General features: G+C 70.1%; 16 protein-coding genes. 2 read left to right on the forward strand and 14 right to left on the reverse strand.

What is annotated here, in order from left to right; translation table 11 throughout:
- Window positions 1-11 precede the first annotated feature (11 nt).
- The gene (hflX, locus tag F9B98_RS01165; protein WP_150951711.1) at window positions 12-1,529 is read right to left on the reverse strand and encodes a GTPase HflX; all 1,518 of its coding nucleotides are present in this window, start codon (window positions 1,527-1,529) and stop codon (window positions 12-14) included.
- Between the two features lie 86 nt (window positions 1,530-1,615).
- Here hflX and F9B98_RS01170 point away from each other — a divergent pair, with 86 nt between their 5' ends.
- Window positions 1,616-2,260, forward strand: a complete 645-nt coding sequence (locus tag F9B98_RS01170; RefSeq protein WP_150951714.1) for a class I SAM-dependent methyltransferase — start codon at window positions 1,616-1,618, stop codon at window positions 2,258-2,260.
- A 148-nt stretch (window positions 2,261-2,408) separates the two neighbouring features.
- Here the strand turns inward: F9B98_RS01170 and dapF are convergent, their stop codons facing one another.
- From dapF to miaB, 4 genes are read right to left on the reverse strand one after another with little or no spacing between them, the layout of a single operon-like run.
- Complete coding sequence (gene dapF / locus F9B98_RS01175; protein WP_150951718.1) at window positions 2,409-3,263, reverse strand: diaminopimelate epimerase; 855 nt, start codon at window positions 3,261-3,263, stop codon at window positions 2,409-2,411.
- A 23-nt stretch (window positions 3,264-3,286) separates the two neighbouring features.
- Window positions 3,287-3,751, reverse strand: coding sequence for a GNAT family acetyltransferase (locus tag F9B98_RS01180; RefSeq protein WP_150951721.1), 465 nt, complete (start codon window positions 3,749-3,751; stop codon window positions 3,287-3,289).
- Window positions 3,748-4,677, reverse strand: a complete 930-nt coding sequence (miaA, locus tag F9B98_RS01185) for a tRNA (adenosine(37)-N6)-dimethylallyltransferase MiaA (protein ID WP_150951724.1) — start codon at window positions 4,675-4,677, stop codon at window positions 3,748-3,750. Before miaA ends, F9B98_RS01180 begins: the two co-directional genes overlap by 4 nt.
- The gene (gene miaB, locus F9B98_RS01190) at window positions 4,674-6,221 is read right to left on the reverse strand and encodes a tRNA (N6-isopentenyl adenosine(37)-C2)-methylthiotransferase MiaB (protein WP_150951727.1); all 1,548 of its coding nucleotides are present in this window, start codon (window positions 6,219-6,221) and stop codon (window positions 4,674-4,676) included. The genes miaA and miaB overlap by 4 nt, the downstream gene beginning before the upstream one ends.
- 223 nt (window positions 6,222-6,444) lie before the next feature.
- Here miaB and F9B98_RS01195 point away from each other — a divergent pair, with 223 nt between their 5' ends.
- Window positions 6,445-8,982, forward strand: a complete 2,538-nt coding sequence (locus tag F9B98_RS01195; protein WP_191966614.1) for a helix-turn-helix transcriptional regulator — start codon at window positions 6,445-6,447, stop codon at window positions 8,980-8,982.
- Window positions 8,983-9,018: 36 nt separating this feature from the next.
- Here the strand turns inward: F9B98_RS01195 and F9B98_RS01200 are convergent, their stop codons facing one another.
- The 9 genes from F9B98_RS01200 to F9B98_RS01240 all read right to left on the reverse strand — a co-directional run bounded on the left by F9B98_RS01200 (window position 9,019) and on the right by F9B98_RS01240 (window position 18,133).
- Window positions 9,019-9,966 carry a regulatory protein RecX gene (locus tag F9B98_RS01200; RefSeq protein ID WP_225310182.1) on the reverse strand — a complete coding sequence of 316 codons (948 nt, stop codon included), beginning with the start codon at window positions 9,964-9,966 and terminating at the stop codon, window positions 9,019-9,021.
- The gene (recA, locus tag F9B98_RS01205) at window positions 9,966-11,018 is read right to left on the reverse strand and encodes a recombinase RecA (RefSeq protein ID WP_150951733.1); all 1,053 of its coding nucleotides are present in this window, start codon (window positions 11,016-11,018) and stop codon (window positions 9,966-9,968) included. Before recA ends, F9B98_RS01200 begins: the two co-directional genes overlap by 1 nt.
- A gap of 285 nt (window positions 11,019-11,303) precedes the next feature.
- Complete coding sequence (locus F9B98_RS01210) at window positions 11,304-11,528, reverse strand: DUF3046 domain-containing protein (protein WP_150951735.1); 225 nt, start codon at window positions 11,526-11,528, stop codon at window positions 11,304-11,306.
- Window positions 11,529-11,540: 12 nt separating this feature from the next.
- Entirely contained in the window at window positions 11,541-11,849 is a 309-nt protein-coding gene (locus tag F9B98_RS01215) for a helix-turn-helix domain-containing protein (protein ID WP_055835145.1), read from the reverse strand.
- 172 nt (window positions 11,850-12,021) lie between these two features.
- Window positions 12,022-12,549 carry a CinA family protein gene (locus F9B98_RS01220; protein WP_150951738.1) on the reverse strand — a complete coding sequence of 176 codons (528 nt, stop codon included), beginning with the start codon at window positions 12,547-12,549 and terminating at the stop codon, window positions 12,022-12,024.
- Window positions 12,546-13,133, reverse strand: coding sequence for a CDP-diacylglycerol--glycerol-3-phosphate 3-phosphatidyltransferase (gene pgsA, locus F9B98_RS01225; protein WP_150951742.1), 588 nt, complete (start codon window positions 13,131-13,133; stop codon window positions 12,546-12,548). The genes F9B98_RS01220 and pgsA overlap by 4 nt, the downstream gene beginning before the upstream one ends.
- On the reverse strand, window positions 13,133-15,862 hold the full coding sequence (locus F9B98_RS01230; protein ID WP_150951745.1) for an FtsK/SpoIIIE family DNA translocase: 2,730 nt from the start codon (window positions 15,860-15,862) through the stop codon (window positions 13,133-13,135). The genes pgsA and F9B98_RS01230 overlap by 1 nt, the downstream gene beginning before the upstream one ends.
- Window positions 15,863-15,912: 50 nt before the next feature.
- Window positions 15,913-16,404, reverse strand: coding sequence for a GNAT family N-acetyltransferase (locus tag F9B98_RS01235; protein ID WP_150951749.1), 492 nt, complete (start codon window positions 16,402-16,404; stop codon window positions 15,913-15,915).
- Between the two features lie 52 nt (window positions 16,405-16,456).
- Window positions 16,457-18,133, reverse strand: coding sequence for a ribonuclease J (locus F9B98_RS01240; protein WP_150951751.1), 1,677 nt, complete (start codon window positions 18,131-18,133; stop codon window positions 16,457-16,459).
- Between the last annotated feature and the right edge of the window lie 37 nt (window positions 18,134-18,170).

Consider the following 18,170-nt stretch of genomic DNA (forward strand, 5'->3'; position numbering starts at 1 on the left):
ACGGGGGTCGGTCAAGCCGAGAAGGCCTCGAGCTCCGCCGCGAGACGCGCACCCACGTGCGCGTGCAGGAAGGTTCCGCTCTCGCGGTGCTCCTGGGCCACGATGAGACCGCTCTCGTGCACGGCCGAGACGAGGTCGCCGCGGTCGTACGGCACGACCGCCTGCACCTCGACCGCCGGCAGCGGAAGGGCGTCCTCGATCGCCGCGCGCAGCTCGTCGATCCCCTCGCCCGTCCGCGACGAGACGAACTTCGCGTTCGGCGCGAGGCCCCGCAGAACGAGGCGATCGTCTTCGCCGACGAGATCGGCCTTATTGAAGACGACGATCTCCTGACCGAAGTTCGCATCGACGTCGCCCATCACGTCGCGCACCGTCATCAGCTGCGCGGCCGGGTCGGGGTGCGACGCGTCGACGACGTGCAGGATGACGTCGGCATCGCCGACCTCCTCGAGCGTGGAGCGGAACGCCTCCACCAGCTGGTGCGGGAGGTTTCGCACGAACCCGACCGTGTCGGTCAGCGTGTAGACGCGGCCGTCACTGGTCTCGGAGCGGCGGACCGTGGCATCCAGGGTCGCGAACAACGCGTTCTCGACGAGCACACCGGCGCTCGTGAGGCGGTTGAGCAGACTCGACTTACCGGCGTTGGTGTATCCGGCGATGGCCACCGAGGGGATCGTGTGCCGCTTGCGCTCGGCGCGCTTCGCCTCGCGAGCGGGAGCGAAGTCGCGCAGCTGCTTGCGCAGCAACGCCATCTTCGTGCGGATGCGGCGGCGGTCGAGCTCGATCTTCGTCTCACCCGGTCCGCGCGAGCCCATACCCGCGCCGCCCGCGCCGACCTGTCCACCGGCCTGGCGCGACATCGAGTCACCCCATCCGCGTAGGCGCGGGAGGAGGTACTCGAGCTGGGCGAGCTCGACCTGCGCCTTGCCCTCGCGGCTCTTGGCGTGCTGGCTGAAGATGTCGAGGATCACCGTGGTCCGGTCGATCACCTTGACCTTGACGACATCTTCGAGGGCGCGCCGCTGGCTGGGAGCCAGCTCGGTGTCGGCGATCACGGTGTCGGCGCCGACGGCGGCGACGATGTCGCGCAGCTCCGCCGCCTTGCCCCGACCGACGTAGGTCGCGGGGTCGGGGTGGGGCCGCCGCTGCAGCACGCCGTCGAGGACGACGGCACCGGCCGTCTCGGCCAGGGCCGACAGCTCGCGCAGGGAGTTCTCGGCATCCACCTGTTCTCCCTGCGGGTGCACGCCGACGAGAACGACGTTCTCGAGGCGCAACTGGCGGTACTCGACCTCGGTGACGTCCTCGAGCTCGGTCGAGAGCCCGGCGACGCGGCGCAGCGCCGCGCGTTCCTCACGGTCCCACTGATCGCCGTCGGCGTCGCCGCCGTACGCCGTCGTGGCGTCCTGAAGAGCCTGGGCAGCACCGAAGACCCGGACCCCGCGGTGCGCTTCGGCGCGCGAGAGCACGCGGTCCACCGGATCCACCGGAGACGCGTCGGTGCTCGGGGGTGTGGTCTGTTCGGTCATGGGTTCCTTTCGTCCGCGGTGTTCCCGCGTGTTCTGGCACTTTATCCGTCCCGACGCCGGAGGGGCCGGTCCGATATCCTGGCGTGATGGGGAGCGAGCACTACTTCAGCGCGTCGCCGTCGAGTCCCGAGCAGCTCCGCCGCCTTCGCGTGACGCTGGCCGGTCGTGAACTCGAGGTGGTCACGGCGGGCGGCGTCTTCAGTCCCGACCACGTGGATGCCGGTACCTCGGTGCTTCTCGCGAACACCCCGCCCCCTCCCGCCGGTGGGCACTTCCTCGACCTGGGGTGCGGGTGGGGTCCGATCTCGCTGTCGCTGGCGCTCGCCTCACCGCACGCGACCATCTGGGCGGTCGACGTCAACGAGCGTGCTCTCGATCTCGTGAGGCGGAACGCGGAGTCCCTCGGCCTCACCAACATCAACGCCGTGCGCCCCGAGGATGTTCCCGACGACGTCTCGTTCCGCACGATCCGATCGAACCCGCCCATCCGGGTAGGCAAGTCCGAACTGCACAACATGCTGCAGCACTGGATCCCCCGCCTGTCCGAGCGCAGCGACGGCTGGTTCGTCGTGCAGCGCAACCTCGGTTCCGACTCCCTGCAGCGCTGGCTCGCCGCGACCTTCACCGACGGCTACGGTGTGCAGCGGGCCGCCACGGGTCGCGGGTTCCGCGTGCTACGGGTGCGCAAGCACGGCTCTCCCCCGAGCGAATTCATCGACGTCGTCGCCTGATCGGCGCGCGTGCGGGCTCGTACGAGACCCCCGACCGGATGCCGAGACCACACGCCGCGGACGTGGTCACCCGATCCGAGCGGCCGGTTCCCCGTGACTTCGCGCGGATCGTGCGACCTCGGGGAAGCGAAGTCGCGTGGCCGAAGCCTCAGGCGAGTGCGACCTCACCCGTGAACACCAGCGACGCCGGGCCCGACAGGTAGACCCGACCGTCGGCGACGCGCACGCCCAGCGTTCCGCCGGGGGTGTCGACGACCCACGAGTCGGGGGCAGCGGGTCCGGCCCAGTGGCGCACCGCCAGCGCCGCGGCCGCGACGCCCGTACCGCAGCTGAGCGTCTCGCCCACTCCGCGCTCGAAGACGCGCAGGCGGATCGCGCCGACCCCGTCGCGCACGAGCGGGTCGGCCGGCACGACGAACTCGACGTTCGCCCCGTGCCGTGGCGCGGGCTCCAGCACCGGTTGGTATGCCAGGTCGAGGCCTTCGAGTTCGCCATCCGACGACAGGGCGACCACGACGTGCGGGTTGCCCACATCGATCCCGACGCCCGGGCGAGCAACCGGCAGCCCCTTCGCGCGCACGAGCGTCTCGGCGCCCTCGATCGCGAATTCCCCCAGGTCGACCTCGAAGCCGCGGTCACTGCGCGTCAGCGTCTTCACCCCTGCGCGGGTGCCGATGCGCAGGCCGCCGTCGAGTGAGGCGAGACCGGTGTCGCTGAGGTACCGGGCGAACACGCGCGTGCCGTTGCCGCACATCTCGGCCTTCGACCCGTCGGCGTTGCGGTAGTCCATGAACCACTCGGCACCGGATGCCGCGGCCCCGGCCCCCTCAGCCAGGGCGGCGGACCGGACGACACGCAGCAGCCCGTCCGCGCCGATGCCGAAGTGCCGGTCGCACAGCACGGCGATCTGCTCGTCGGAGAGGTCGAGCTCCCCGTCGGGATCGGCCACCACCACGAAGTCGTTGCCGGTGCCGTGGCCCTTGGTGAACGCGAGAGTCGCCATGCGCCCAGTCTACGGAGCGGTCGTCATCCGCTCGTCGCTCGGGCCGGCGGCGGCGGACCGCCGGGACCGTCGACGACGAGCCGCTTCCCGGTCGCCCACGTGTCGAAGGGCTCGTACCCGAGCGCGTCGTAGAAGCCGCGCGCACCGGTGTTGTCGGGCCGCACCATGAGCTGCACCTTGGGGCACCCCATGGCCTCGAGCAGGCGCTCCGCCTCGGCGACGAGGCGGCCCCCGATGCCCTGACCGCGGTGCGAGGCCGCGGCGGCGAGGTAGTAGAGCCAACCGCGGTGGCCGTCGTACCCGGCCATCACGCTGCCCACCACCCGACCGCCATCGACGGCCACGAGGAACAGCTCCGGCTGCACACTGAGCTTGCGGCGGATGTCGGCCCGCGGGTCGTTCCACGGCCGGGTGAGGCCGGCCTCTTCCCAGAGGGCGACCACGGCGTCCTCGTCGGACGGGGCGAATGCCCGGATGTCGATCGTCACGAGACCTCCCCCGTTCGGGTTGCCAGGGTGCCGGCATCCACTGTCCGCGCATCCACCCACCGGGCCCCGGCATACCGCCGGAACCACGACACCTGCCGACGCGCGTACCGCCGCGTGAGCGCCTGCGTCTCGGCGATGGCTTCGTCGCGGGTCAGCTCGCCGCGCAGCTGCCCGAGGGCCTGCGCGTAGCCGATCGCCCGCCCGGCGGTCACCCCGCGTTCGAGGCCCTCCGCACGCAACGCCTCGACCTCGTCGAGGAGTCCCTCCGCCCACATGCGCTCCACGCGCGCGTCCAGCAGCGGAACGAGCTCTTCGCGCGCGATCGCGGTGGCGAGGATCGTCGTGTCCGGATGCCAGAACACCGGCGCCTCGGGAAGAGCACCCCCGTGGGTCTCGACGCCCTGCGCCAGCACTTCGAGGGCGCGCACGATGCGGCGCCCGTTCCGCGGGTCGATGCGCTGCGCAGCGGTGGGATCGGCCTCGCGCAGCCGCGCGAAGAGCACGCCCGCGCCGTGCGCCTCGAGCTCGGCCTCGAGCTCCGCGCGCAGCCTCTCATCGCGCGGGGGGAAGCGGAAGTCCCACAGCACGCTCGAGACGTACAACCCCGAGCCGCCGACGAGGATCGTATCCGCGCCCCGGCCGTGGATCTCGTGGATCGCCGTGCGGGCGGCATCCTGATACCAGGCCACCGCGGCCTCGTCGGTCACCGCGAGGGCATCGAAAAGATGGTGCGGGATGCCACGACGCTGCGCCGCGGGGAGCTTGGCGGTGCCGATGTCCATGCCGCGGTAGAGCTGCATCGCGTCGGCGTTGACGATCTCGGCCGGGCGTCCGCGCTGCGCGAGAGCTTCGGCGAGGTCGAGCGAGAGCCCGGTCTTCCCCGTTCCCGTCGCGCCGACGACGGCCCAGAGGACCGGCGCGGTCACACGCCGACGCGGAGGGTGGGAAGGCCCAGCGACACCGCGCGCGGTGCGCCGCTCTCGCCCGCGGGCGCGGGGACTCCGCACGACTCCGCCTGCGAGCGGTCCCAGGCGTCGCCGGCCCGCGTGCGGCGGATGCGCAGCGGTGCGCCGTCGGGAGCATCGGCGAGCAGGTGGAAGGGCGCCGCATGGGTCACCGTCACCGAGACGACGTCGCCAGGGCGCGGCACGGGCGAACCCGCGGGCAGCTCGAAGTGCACGAGGCGGTTGTCTTCGGCGCGGCCGGTGAGGCGGTGGGTCTCTGCGTCCTTCTTGCCCTCGCCCGTCGACACGAGCACCTCGAGCGTGCGGCCGAGCTGCTTCTGGTTCTCCTCGGCGGCGATGCGGTCCTGCAGCGCGATGAGACGCTCGTAGCGCTCCTGCACGACGGCCTTGGGCACCTGGTCGGCCATGGTGGCGGCAGGAGTGCCTTCGCGGATGGAGTACTGAAAGGTGAAGGCGCTCGAGAAGCGCGCGGCCTCGACGACGCGCAGCGTCTCTTGGAAGTCCTCCTCGGTCTCGCCGGGGAAGCCGACGATGATGTCGGTCGTGATCGCGGCGTTCGGAATGCGCTCGCGCACGCGGTCCAGGATGCCGAGGAATCTCTCGCTGCGGTACGAGCGGCGCATCGCCTTGAGGATGCGGTCCGACCCCGACTGCAGGGGCATGTGCAGCTGCGGCATGACGGCGGGCGTCTCGGCCATCGCGGCGATCACGTCGTCGGTGAAGGCCGCCGGGTGCGGGCTCGTGAAGCGGATGCGCTCCAGCCCCTCGATCTCGCCCGCGGCGCGCAGCAGCTTGCCGAACGCCAGGCGGTCGCCGAACTCGACGCCGTAGGAGTTGACGTTCTGCCCCAGCAGCGTGACCTCGATGGCCCCGTCGTCGACGAGCAGGCGGATCTCGTTCAGGATGTCGCCGGGGCGGCGGTCCTTCTCTTTGCCGCGCAGGCTCGGCACGATGCAGAACGTGCAGGTGTTGTTGCAGCCGACCGAGATCGACACCCACCCACTGTGGACCGAGTCGCGCTTGGTCGGGAGGGTGGACGGGAAGATCTCGAGCGACTCGAGGATCTCGAGCTCGGCTTCGCCGTTGTGACGCGCGCGCTCGAGCATTCCGGGCAGCGACCCCATGTTGTGGGTGCCGAAGACGACGTCGACCCACGGCGCCTTCTGCTGCACCGCATCCTTGTCCATCTGGGCGAGGCATCCACCCACGGCGATCTGCATCCCCGCGTGCGCGTCCTTACGCGACTTCAGGTGTCCGAGCGTCCCGTAGAGCTTGCCCGCGGCGTTGTCACGCACCGCACACGTGTTGATCACCACGACATCCGCCTCGGTGCCGGCATCCGCCCGGACGTAACCGGCGCTCTCGAGCGAGCCGGACAGCCGTTCCGAATCGTGCACATTCATCTGGCACCCGAAGGTACGCACTTCGTACGTCCGGGGCCCGTCGAGACCGTGGGCGGCGGCGGACGGGGCGATCAGCGTCGGGGTCGAAACGGGGGTGGTCATGATGTGTGTCAGTCTAAACGCCGCGGTTGTGCGCCCCGGGTGATCGTGTGCCGTCCTCATTCCCACAGTGCGGGCAGCTTTTGACGCTTAGCGGGTCGAAGGGTGCGCGATCTGGACGAGTCGATGCGTCCCCTGTCGGTATCTTGGGGACACGTCATCGTCCGCGAGGTCTGCGGACGGTCTCCGGGGGGAGAAGTTCATGGGGGAAGACCGTTCGGCGAGATTGTCGAAAGGACTGATCGGGTCGGATCGGGATGCCGGGACCCTGGCGGAACGCGCACGCGGCGGTGCGTCACTCGTCATCGCGGGCCCGCGCGGAAGCGGACGAAGCTACCTGTTGCGCACGATCGCCGCGGAGCTGGACCGGCACGGGGCCCTCGCCGGGGAGATCCGGACCTCGTCGACGCTCTCGGACGTCCCGTTCGGCGGCCTGGACGCCGCGGGACTCTCGAGCCTGAGGGGTCCGGCCGGCGCGGACGAGGTCAACGGGGTCATCGTGGTCGATGACGTCGACGTCCTCGACGTGAAGTCTATGAGGGCCCTCTCGCGAGGAATCGCCGCAGGTCGGGTGCGCGCGGTCATCGGCCTGCGCACAGCGCGCCCCCGCTCCATCGATCGCCCGGACGACATGGCGATCGTCCGCCGGGCCATCCTCGACCTCTGGCTGGACGGGTTCGCGGAGCGGATCGACCTGTCCGAGCTCAACGGGGACGACGCCCTCGCGATGATGGACCTGTTCCCCGACGCAGAGCTGCTGGACAGCGCCACGCGCGCGGGTCTCGTGTGGCGCGCCGACGGGTCACGAGCGCTCCTGCGGCACCTCGTCCTCAGCGCGACGAGCTCCGCCCGTAGCGGTCTCGATCCCCTTGCCGCGGTCCGCACCGTCGCTCCGCACAGCGGACTCGCCGTGGCACTGGAGCGTCACGTCTCGGACTTCCCCCGCGAGGACCTGGAGTGTCTCGCCGGTATCCGGCGCCTCCCGCACCTGGAAACCGCCGTGGCCACCCGACTATTCGACGGCGACAGCGTCCAAGCCCTTCTCGCGACGGGGCTTCTGCACGCCGATGCGTCCGCCGAGCGGCTGCTCACCGCCAACGACCTCGTCGGGTACGAGGCGCAACGGCGCCTGGGTCCGGACGTCGTCGACGCGCTCGTCGAAGCGGCCGGTTCGCGCATGCTCGCCGAAGCCGACGAGTGGTGGAGCGCGACGATCGCCGTGACGATCTCGGAACGGTGGCACCGACTCGGTGTGGACGCCTCGGGTGAGTCCGCCTACTCCCCCGCTCTGCGAGGGCGCGTCGCCCTCGATGCCGCCCGCGAGGCGAACGACCGAGGCGACAGCGGTCACGCCGCGGCGCACGCCGCGCGCGGGCTTCGAGCCGTCGACGACCCGGCTCTGCGCGCCGAAGCCCGGATCGCCGGCGGAGAAGACGCGCTTCTCCTCGGTCTCGACGTGGACACGACGGATGCCGCCGCCCGGCGACGGCTCGCCCGCTCACACGCGGATGCCCAGGCCGGATGCGTGACGGACGGCGCGCCCCCGACTGCCCAGGTCGACGCTCGTATCGACCATCTTCTGGCCGCCTCCGCCCGAGCGGGGGGCGCCATGGACTGGGCCGAAGCCGCCGACATCGCCGTGGAGGCGGTCGCGGAGACCTCGGCGTCGCCCGCGATGCACCTGCGCGCCCTCGTCGCGGCCGGCGTCGCCGAGACCTTCCGCGGCGGATGGAGCCGCGGAAGACACCATTTCCAGGCCGTCGAGCGCGTGCTCGATGCACGGCAACGCCCCGAAGGCATCGGGGTCCGCGAGCGCATCGCGGCCATCATGTCGATGCTCGCCGGCTATCAAATCGCGGGCGCGGACGGGCAAGCGGTGCGCCGCCGGTTGGAGTGCGAATTGAGTACCACCGCACGCGAGGGCGGGGCCGCGGCGCTCACCATCGCCGGTGCGGCCGCGTCGATCGCCTATGCAGGTGCGGGCCGCCCGGCGGAGTCGCGCCGCGAACTGGCCACCGCCCTGCTTCGTGAGCCCTCCGCGGTCACGGGGATGGACGCTTCGATGATCGAGCTGGGGGTGGCGGAGGAGCTGGCCATGGCCGGCTCGACCGCGGAGGCCCGCGAGATCCTCCGACGTTTCGACTCGGACGTCGTGCCCCTCGTGGCCAGGAGCAAGCTCTACGTCGAGACGACGGTCCTCGCGGCCGAGGGGCGGCTCGACGAGGCACGGCAGACGGCGCGCCTGACCGCGCAGCTCTCGGCGGGCACGACCGCCGTCGCGCTGCGCATCCGAGACCTCTTCCGCCTCGTCACCCTCGGTGAAGCGTGCGCGCGCGAGATCGACGAGCTGATCCAGCTCGCGGCGACCTCGGACCTGCCCCTCGCCGCGGTGGCGGTGCGACGAGCCGCGGGACAGTCACTCGAGGAGCAGGACGTGCCGGTCGACGAACTGCGCTTGCACGCCCTGTGGTCGAGCGCGGAGGACGCGGAGCCGGGCGCGGGCACCCCGCGGGCGGTAGCCGCCCCGCCCTCTCCCGAGGGCGTGTCGGAAGACCTCACACCCCGCGAACGCGAGATCGCTCTGCTCGCGAACGAGGGCCTCACCAATCGGGAGATCGCGGCCCGTCTCTATCTGTCCATCCGCACGGTGGAGTCGCACGTGTATCAAGCACGCATGAAGACGGGCACCGCTTCGCGTAAAGAGCTCGCACGGCTCGTGGCGGCGCAAGGACCCCGCGCCCTCACCGTCAGTCGGCGGGCGTGACCGATGACGCGGCGCGGCGCGGCTCGCCGCGTCGGCTCACTCGTCGGGCGTGAACCGTACTCCCGATGACGGGCGCCCGAACGATCGGCTTCGGCCGATCCCGGCCTCGCTGAGCGCCGTGCGCGCGGCGGTGAGAGCCACCGACGAGGGGTAGCCGCGCCGCGAGAGCTGGCCCGCCAGTCGGCGCAGGGCCGCATCGTGGTCTTCGCCTTCGACCCCGCGCACCTTCGACCGCGCGAAGTCCAGCGCTCGCTCGGCATCGTCGTCGGGCAGCTCGGCGAGAGTCGCCTCGACGATATCCCGCGGGATGCCACGCTTGCGCAGCGTCTCGGCGACGGCGCGTCGCCCCTCGCCCTTACGCTCGACGGCGGACATCGCGAGTTGCTCCGCGAAGGCGGCGTCGTCGAGGTACCCGAGATCGACGAAGTGGTCGACGAGCTCGTCGGCCATCGCATCGTCGGCGCCGTCGACCCCCCGCACAGCGGTACGCGCCTCGGAGAGGGACAGCGAGCGAGAGCGGAGCTTGCGCAAGAGGACGGCCTCGGCCCGGTCGCGGATCTCGACCCGATCGGGAAGAGCGTCACCGCCGTCGAGGTTGCTCCCGTCGAGGTCGCCCCCGGCGTGGTCGCCCCCGTTGTCGCCGACCACGGTGAGGCGCGGCCGCGCCCCCGCCCGCGGCGTCTTCTCCCGGGCCGGGACGACCGGCCCGACGTCGCCGTCCGAGGCATCCATCGCGACCTCACCTCTGCGCGACGGGTGCTGCCTGCCAGAGCGGGGCACCGCCCCGAAGAGCGGGATCACCGGAGCGAGATCGACATCGTCGACGACGCGAAGTCCGCTGCGGCTCTCCGGGGTCTCGTCGAGACCACCCCAGTCGTTCGGACGGAGCGTGTCGTCTCGTCGACGGACGTCGTCACCGTGACCCCGGCTGCCGCCCTCTCCCACCGAGGGGCGACGACCGGGGTCCCACGTGTCGTCGGTCATCAGGCCGGGCGACGCGCGGCCAGTTCGTCATCCGCCGGGGCAGCGGCCGCGGGAGCTCCGCCGATCCCCAGCTTGGACTTGATCTTCGACTCGATCTCGGCCGCGATGTCGGGGTTCTTGATGAGGAAGTTACGCGCGTTCTCTTTACCCTGGCCGAGCTGCTCGCCCTCGTAGGTGTACCAGGCACCCGACTTCTTGACGATGGCGTGCTCGACCCCGAAGTCGATGAGGCTTCCCTCGCGTGAGATGCCGACACCGTAGAGGATGTCGAACTCCGCCTGCTTGAAGGGCGGCGCCATCTTGTTCTTGACGACCTTGACGCGCGTGCGGTTGCCCACGGCCTCGGTCCCGTCTTTCAGTGTCTCGATACGGCGGATGTCGAGTCGCACCGACGCGTAGAACTTCAGCGCCTTTCCACCGGCCGTGGTCTCGGGCGAACCGAAGAACACACCGATCTTCTCGCGCAACTGGTTGATGAAGATCGCCGTGGTCTTCGTGGTGTTGAGACCACCGGTGAGCTTGCGCAGCGCCTGCGACATCAGGCGTGCCTGCAGGCCGACGTGCGAATCACCCATCTCGCCCTTGATCTCCGCCTCGGGGACCAGGGCGGCGACGGAGTCGATGACCACGAGGTCGATCGCGCCGGAACGGATCAGCATGTCGGCGATCTCGAGCGCCTGCTCACCCGTGTCGGGCTGCGAGACGAGGAGGGCGTCGATGTCGACGCCGAGCTTCTTGGCGTACTCGGGGTCGAGGGCGTGCTCGGCGTCGATGAACGCGGCGATACCGCCGGCGCGCTGCGCATTGGCGATCGCGTGCAGCGTCAGCGTGGTCTTACCTGACGACTCCGGACCGTAGATCTCGATGATGCGGCCGCGAGGAAGACCACCGATACCGAGAGCGACGTCGAGGGCGACGGAACCGGTGGGAATGGTCTCGATGGGAGCCCGGTCGTCGCTGCCCAGTCGCATGACCGAGCCCTTTCCGAACTGCCGATCGATCTGAGCCAGCGCGGACTCGAGGGCCTTTTCGCGCTCTGCGGGTGAGGGCATGACGTCTTCTTTCTTCTCGCGTTCCGGTCGCCTATAGGCTGTCGCGCCTCCCACCGACGGTGGGTTTACCCGACAAGGCGTTCAGAGTGTCGTTCGACGCTTCCCACGTTAGGGAGGGCCTCCGACATTGGTGTCGGAGAACGTCCCCATTGGGGATGAGCGAGGAGAACACCCTGCTGTGCAGGAGCCTACGCCCGTTTCGAACGTAGATTCGATGACACGCCGAACAGGGTTCCGAAAGAACCGAAACTCCCGCGGACGAGGATTCTCGACCGGCGCACCCGGTCAGGAGCGGCGCGGCTCCAAGCGACCCACGCCGTAGCGACGGTTCTCCGGCACATCGGTCTCTTCGCACAGCGCGAGCCAGACGTCACGCGGATCGACCCCGGCGGCGAGAGCATCGACGCTGGTGCGTCCGCCCACCGCGGACAGCACCAGGTCGGTCAGCAAAGACCCGCCTCGCGCGCCGAACTCGTCGCTGACGGCGCGATCGAATTCGCTACGACGCACGGAGAGCGGTGGTCAGCGGAGCGAGAGCTCGGGCTCGACGGAAGCGACGAGCTCGTCGGGCACGACATCGGGGAAGGTCTGCAGGCCCTCGAGCACGGAGAGGCGGTCGCCGACCTCGCGCATGATGGTCGAGATGGGGACGTCGAGGGCTTCGGCGACCGACGCGAGGATCTCGCTCGACGCTTCTTTCTGCCCGCGCTCGACCTCACTGAGGTAACCGAGGGCGACACTCGCACGGCTGGCGACCTGGCGGAGGGTGCGACCCTTTTGCTGGCGGAGGTCACGCAGGACTTCGCCGATCTCTTGACGAACCAGGATCATGTTGGGGCCCTCCTCACTGCTGATTCCGTCGTCGCCCTCCGTGGACGACTGTGAAACACCTTCTGTGGTCACCCTAATGCCGCGCGCTGTGCACCGGATGGGAATCGCTACACGAAACCGGGATATGCGATGATTTGTTCCCACTTTTTCTCGAGCGGTGCTCGCGGGGTCGTCAGAGCGCCGCCAGCGCGCGCCGCAACGCCAGATGCATCGTCTCTCGGCGAATGCGTTCACGGTCCCCGGCGATGACGAGCGAGTCGACCCGCGTGCCCAGGGGTGTCGACACGGCGATGTGCACGGTCCCCACCGGTTGACCGTCCTGCGGCTCGGGACCGGCGACGCCGGTCGTGGCGATTCCCACGTCCGTGGGGATGCCGTCGCGGCCGAGGACGTCGCGCACGCCCCGAGCCATCTGTCGGGCCACGCGCGGGTGGACAGCGCCGTGAGCCTCGAGAAGGGTCTGGTCGACGCCGAGCAGGCCGTGCTTCAGATCGGTCGCGTACGCCACCACTCCCCCGCGGACGACGCGCGAGGCGCCCGGGATGTCGACGAGCGACGACACCACGAGTCCGCCGGTGAGCGACTCGGCCACACCGATGGTCCACCCGAGTTCGGCCAAGCGCTCGAGGAGGAGCACCGCGCTCTCGCGGGGTGTGCGGACGACGGTCTCGTCGAGGTCTTCGGGGATGCCGTCGATCACCGAGCGCCCCTCGTCTTGCGCGCCGCGCGGATCTCGGTGACGACGTAGTCGATACCGGACGCGATGGTCAGCACCACCGCGATGGTCATCGTCACCACCGAAGCCCACCAGACGGCGGACTGCCAGCCCGCGGCGTCGGAAAGGCCCGCGAAGGGGATGAGGGCGATCGACAGGGCGATCGCCTGGAACACGGTCTTGAGCTTGCCCATCCAGGCTGCCGCCAGCACGTGGTCGCTCACGACGACGAAGCGGTAGACGGTGATGCCGATCTCGCGCACGAGAACGACGATGGTGATCCACCACGGCAGTTCGCCCAGGATCGACAGACCGACGAAAGCGAGCCCGGTGAGGGCCTTGTCGGCGATGGGATCGAGGAGCTTGCCCAGATCGCTGACGATGTCGTACGTGCGAGCGATGTGGCCGTCGACGCCGTCCGTGGCGATCGCCACGATGAACAGCACCGCTGCGGCCCACCGCAGACCGCCGTCAGCGCCCGCGTCGGCGAGGAGCAACCAGAGGAAGACAGGGGCGCAGACGATGCGCGCGATCGTGATCGCGTTGGGCAGCTGCGGGTGCACGGCCATCAGTCGCGCCCCGTCAGTTGCCAGGCGTCCTCGGAGCCCTCGTCGTCGTCGGCGTTCACGACGGGGAGTCCCTCGAACTGCGCCTCGATCGGATCCGAGCCGTAGCGGTCGTCCGGATCGGCCGCGGCGGTCGGCGGAGCGTCATCGCCGCGCAGTCGCGCGAGCACCGCGGGGAGCTGCTCGTTCGTCACCATGACGTCACGTGCCTTCGACCCCTCGGACGGCCCGACGATCTCGCGCGACTCCAGGAGGTCCATGAGCCGACCTGCCTTGGCGAAGCCCACGCGGAGCTTGCGCTGCAGCATCGACGTCGAGCCGAACTGCGTCGACACGACGAGCTCTGCGGCGGCGAGCAGCAGTTCGAGGTCGTCACCGATGTCGGCGTCGATCTCCTTCTTCTCGGCCGCTGCCTGCACGTCGGAGCGGTACTCGGGCCGCGCCTGCTGCGTGACGTGCGCGACGACCTTCTCGATCTCTTGCTCGCTCACCCACGCGCCCTGCACGCGCAGGGACTTCGAGGCGCCCATCGGCAGGAAGAGCCCGTCGCCCTGCCCGATGAGGCGGTCGGCGCCGGGCTGGTCGAGGATGACCCGGGAATCGGTGACGCTCGTCACCGCGAATGCGAGACGCGACGGCACGTTCGCCTTGATGAGACCGGTCACCACGTCGACCGACGGGCGCTGCGTGGCGAGCACGAGGTGGATGCCGCTGGCTCGGGCGAGCTGGGTGATGCGCACGATCGAGTCCTCGACGTCGCGCGGGGCGACCATCATGAGGTCGGCGAGCTCGTCGACGACGACGAGGAGGTAAGGGTAGGGCTTGAGCACCCGCTCACTACCCGCGGGCAGCTGGAGCTCGCCCGCGACCACGGCCTTGTTGAAGTCGTCGATGTGGCGGAACCCGAACGACGCGAGGTCGTCGTACCGCATGTCCATCTCTTTGACGACCCACTGCAGCGCTTCGGCCGCCTTCTTCGGGTTCGTGATGATGGGGGTGATCAGGTGCGGCACGCCCGCGTAGGAGGTGAGTTCGACGCGCTTCGGGTCGATCAGCACCATGCGCACGTCCGAGGGCTTCGCCCGCATGAGCAGGCTCGTGATCATCGAGTTAACGAAGCTCGACTTACCCGAACCCGTGGAGCCGGCCACCAGCAGGTGGGGCATCTTCGCGAGGTTGGCGACGACGAAACCGCCGCCGACGTCCTTGCCCACGCCGATGGTCATCGGGTGGGTGGACGACGTCGCGGCATCCGAGCGGAGGATGTCGCCCAGGGTCACGATCTCGCGATCGGCGTTGGGGATCTCGACACCGATCGCGCTCTTGCCCGGGATAGGCGCGAGGATGCGGACCTCGTTCGAGGCGACGGCGTACGCGATGTTGTTGGTCAGCGCGGTGATGCGCTCGACCTTGACGCCCGGACCGACCTCGATCTCGTACTGCGTCACTGTCGGACCGCGCGAGAAACCGGTCACGCGGGCGTCGACCTTGAACTGCTCCATGACGCTCTCGATGGCCTTGACCACCGCGTCGTTGGCCGCGGAGCGCGCCTTGGGCGGTGTTCCGGCAGCGAGGGCGGTGACCGCGGGCAGACGGTAGTTCGCCGCGGGCGGCGCACCGGCGTGGTCTCCGCCGAGGCCCGAGATGCCGGGCAGGTCGTCGTCGACGACGGCGTCGAGGGGCGAGTCGTCGTGCAGACCGCGACCCGCGGCGGCTCCCGCGAGAGCCGTGGCGTCGAACACCTCGGTCAGCGCATCGGGCGCGGGCGGCAGGGGCGGCGGCGTCGGACGGGTCACCGGCTCGGGCTCGACCATCGCCGACTCGAAACCGCCCTGCGTCGTTCCGGGCGAGAGCAGCTCTGTCAGGTCGTTCGACCCGAGGGACCCGTCGGTCTCTTCTTCGCGACCCGTCTTGTTGCGACGCCACCACGGCAACGACTTCTCCGCCGGCTCGTCGTCGGCGTCGTCGGTCGGGAGCACCTGCGTCGCCGCCGTCTCGTCGCGCTCGACGCGCTCGGCCCCGAACATCCAGGCGTAGAGATCGCCCAGACGGCGGCCGATGCGATTCGGCGGCGTCTTGGTGAGGATGAGAATGCTCAGCACCGCGAGCACGGAGAGGGCGATGTACGCCCCGATGTTCGTGAGGACGAGGGCGAGCGGCTCGCCGACGATCCAGCCTGCGATGCCGCCCGCGGGGCTGAGGACGGGCGGGCCCCCGTCACTGGGCGCTGGACGCCCGCCGGCAACGTGGCAGAAACCGGACAGAACGATGACGAACAGGCCGAAACCGATGCCCACCCGGCCGTTGTCGTGCACCGACGCGGGGTGACGGAACAACCAGCCGGCGAGCAGGAGGAGCAGCACGGGCAGCACGAACGCGACCCGCCCGAAGAGCATGCCGAAGCTGTATGCGCTGATGAGCGCAGCGGCATCCGTCCCGATGAAGAACCACTCGACCACCGCGCCGAGGGCGGCGAGCACGACGAGGAAGAACGGGAAGCCGTCGCGACGCTGTTCGCGCTCGAGATTCTCGGGGCCGAAAGCGCGGAACATGCCACCCACACCGTGGGCGACGGCCATCCAGGCGCGGACGGCGACGGCCGGCTTCTCGGGCTCGTCGACGTAGCGCTTGGGCGCCGGAGCGGAGCGCTTCGACGCGGGTGCCGCGGCCTTCGCGCGCGACGATCCCTTGGCGGGAGCGCGTCCGCCGGACGGTGACGAGGTACGAGGCATTCCTCCACGGTAGGCGCGACCCCCGACATTCGCCCGTACCGACGCGGACTTCAGCCCAGGCGCTTGACCATGACGTCGCGTCCCAGGCCTTTCCGCACGACGGCGAACCCCTCCGAGCGGTAGAGCGATACCGCATAGTTATCGCGCTCGACGCTCAGACTGATGCGCGCGTAGCCCTGGGCTCGAGCGTGGTCGACGAGGCGCTGCAGCAGTGCGCGCCCGGTGCCGTGTGCGCGCCAGACCGGGCGCACGCCGATGATCAGCTCGGGCACCCCGGTACCGACCCACCCGAAGCCGGGCTCGTCGCGAGGCAGCATGCGGTACCACGCCGCCCCGACCGGCTCGCCGCTCGGCGACTCGGCGACGAATCCCGCATCCCCCGGGCGCATCCACCCGGCGATGTAGCGACGGTAGTCGGGGCTGCTCACGATCTCGTGACGCGGTCGCGAGATTCCGGCGCGCCAGGTCGCGGCCTCGACCGTCATATCGGCGAGGAAGGCGCCGTCGGAGGCGAGCGCCGCACGGATCGGGAGGCCGGGCATGCCCGCATGATAGCGAGCGTCGGCCCCGCGCGGGAGCGGGAACGACGGAGGGTCAGGCCTCGATGACCATCGGCACGATCATGGGCCGGCGACGCAGCGACTGATTGACCCAGCGGCCGATGGTGCGACGGACCACCTGCGAGAGGGCGTGGTTGTCGCGCACGCCCGACTTCGCCGCCTCGGTGAGGGCGGCCGCGATCTTCGGCTTGACGCTGTCGAAGACCTTGTCGTCCTCGGCGACGCCGCGCGCGTGGATATCGGGCCCGGACACGATCCTGCCGGTCGCCGAATCGACGACGACGATGACGGAGATGAACCCCTCTTCCCCGAGGATCCGGCGGTCCTTGAGGTCGGCATCCGTGATCTCGCCCACCGACGACCCGTCGACGTAGACGAAGCCGATGTCCACCTGACCGACGACCTTCGCGACACCGTCGCGCAGATCGACGACCGTGCCGTTCTCCCCGAGGATCGTGTTCTCCTCGGCGATGCCGGTCTCCCGCGCGAGCTTGGCGTTGGCCATGAGGTGACGGTATTCGCCGTGCACGGGGAGGACGTTCTTCGGCTTCAGGATGTTGTAGCAGTACAGCAGCTCGCCGGCGGCGGCGTGACCCGAGACGTGCACCTTCGCGTTGCCCTTGTGCACGACGGTCGCACCGAGCTTGGTGAGTCCGTCGATGACGCGATAGATCGCGTTCTCGTTCCCGGGGATCTGGCTGGATGCCAGGATGATCGTGTCGCCCTCGCCCGGCTCGATCGCGTGGTCGAGGTTGGCCATGCGGCTGAGCACCGCCATCGGCTCGCCCTGCGAACCGGTCGACATGTAGACGATCTGGTCGTCGGGGAGATCGCGCGCCTTCTTGTAGTCGATGAGCACGCCGTCGGGGACGTTGAGGTAGCCGAGGTCGGCGGCGATGCCCATGTTGCGCACCATGCTGCGGCCGAGCAGCGCCACGCGGCGACCGTTGGCGTGGGCCGCGTCGAGCACCTGCTGGACGCGGTGCACGTGGCTCGAGAAGCTCGCGACGACCACACGACGCGGCGCCTTGGCGATGACCTGGTCGAGCACGGGACCGATGCCCCGCTCGGTGGGGGTGAACCCCGGGACGTCGGCGTTGGTGGAGTCGACGAGGAACAGGTCGACGCCCTCCTCGCCCAGGCGGGCGAAGGAGCGGAGGTCGGTGATGCGGCCGTCGAGCGGCAGCTGGTCCATCTTGAAGTCGCCGGTGGCGAGCACCAGACCCGCGGGGGTGCGGATAGCGACGGCGAGGGCGTCGGGGATCGAGTGGTTGACCGCGATGAACTCGAGGTCGAACGGCCCGACCTTCTCGTGCTGGCCTTCCTTCACCGTCAGCGTGTAGGGCCGGATGCGGTGCTCTTTGAGCTTCGCCTCGATGAGCGCGAGGGTCAGGCCCGACCCGATGAGGGGGATGTCGCTCTGCAGCTTCAGCAGGTAGGGGACGGCGCCGATGTGGTCTTCGTGCCCGTGGGTCAGCACGACGCCGACGATGTCGTCGAGGCGATGCTTGATGGGCTCGAAGTCGGGCAGGATCAGGTCGACGCCGGGCTGGTGCTCCTCGGGGAAGAGCACCCCGCAGTCGACGACGAGCAGCTTGCCGTCGTACTCGAAGACGGTCATGTTGCGACCGACCTCGCCGAGACCGCCGAGCGGGATGACGCGGAGTGTGCCGGCGGCGAGCGCGGGCGGGTCGAACGGGGTAGTGGGCATATGAGCCTCCTCGGACGCCGCGAGGCGGCATCCCTTC

This window comes from Microbacterium testaceum StLB037 (assembly GCF_008763945.1).
GTDB lineage: Bacteria > Actinomycetota > Actinomycetes > Actinomycetales > Microbacteriaceae > Microbacterium > Microbacterium testaceum_G.

What these genes read in the sequence shown, in the direction of transcription:
- F9B98_RS01200 (WP_225310182.1), bottom strand. Translation starts at nt 9,966, where the DNA reads ATGACCGACGACACGTGGGACCCCGGTCGTCGCCCCTCGGTGGGAGAG.
- dapF (WP_150951718.1), bottom strand. Translation starts at nt 3,263, where the DNA reads ATGGCGACTCTCGCGTTCACCAAGGGCCACGGCACCGGCAACGACTTC.
- miaB (WP_150951727.1), bottom strand. Translation starts at nt 6,221, where the DNA reads ATGACCACCCCCGTTTCGACCCCGACGCTGATCGCCCCGTCCGCCGCC.
- hflX (WP_150951711.1), bottom strand. Translation starts at nt 1,529, where the DNA reads ATGACCGAACAGACCACACCCCCGAGCACCGACGCGTCTCCGGTGGAT.
- pgsA (WP_150951742.1), bottom strand. Translation starts at nt 13,133, where the DNA reads ATGGCCGTGCACCCGCAGCTGCCCAACGCGATCACGATCGCGCGCATC.
- F9B98_RS01235 (WP_150951749.1), bottom strand. Translation starts at nt 16,404, where the DNA reads ATGCCCGGCCTCCCGATCCGTGCGGCGCTCGCCTCCGACGGCGCCTTC.
- F9B98_RS01240 (WP_150951751.1), bottom strand. Translation starts at nt 18,133, where the DNA reads ATGCCCACTACCCCGTTCGACCCGCCCGCGCTCGCCGCCGGCACACTC.
- F9B98_RS01230 (WP_150951745.1), bottom strand. Translation starts at nt 15,862, where the DNA reads ATGCCTCGTACCTCGTCACCGTCCGGCGGACGCGCTCCCGCCAAGGGA.
- recA (WP_150951733.1), bottom strand. Translation starts at nt 11,018, where the DNA reads ATGCCCTCACCCGCAGAGCGCGAAAAGGCCCTCGAGTCCGCGCTGGCT.
- F9B98_RS01215 (WP_055835145.1), bottom strand. Translation starts at nt 11,849, where the DNA reads ATGATCCTGGTTCGTCAAGAGATCGGCGAAGTCCTGCGTGACCTCCGC.
- F9B98_RS01170 (WP_150951714.1), top strand. Translation starts at nt 1,616, where the DNA reads ATGGGGAGCGAGCACTACTTCAGCGCGTCGCCGTCGAGTCCCGAGCAG.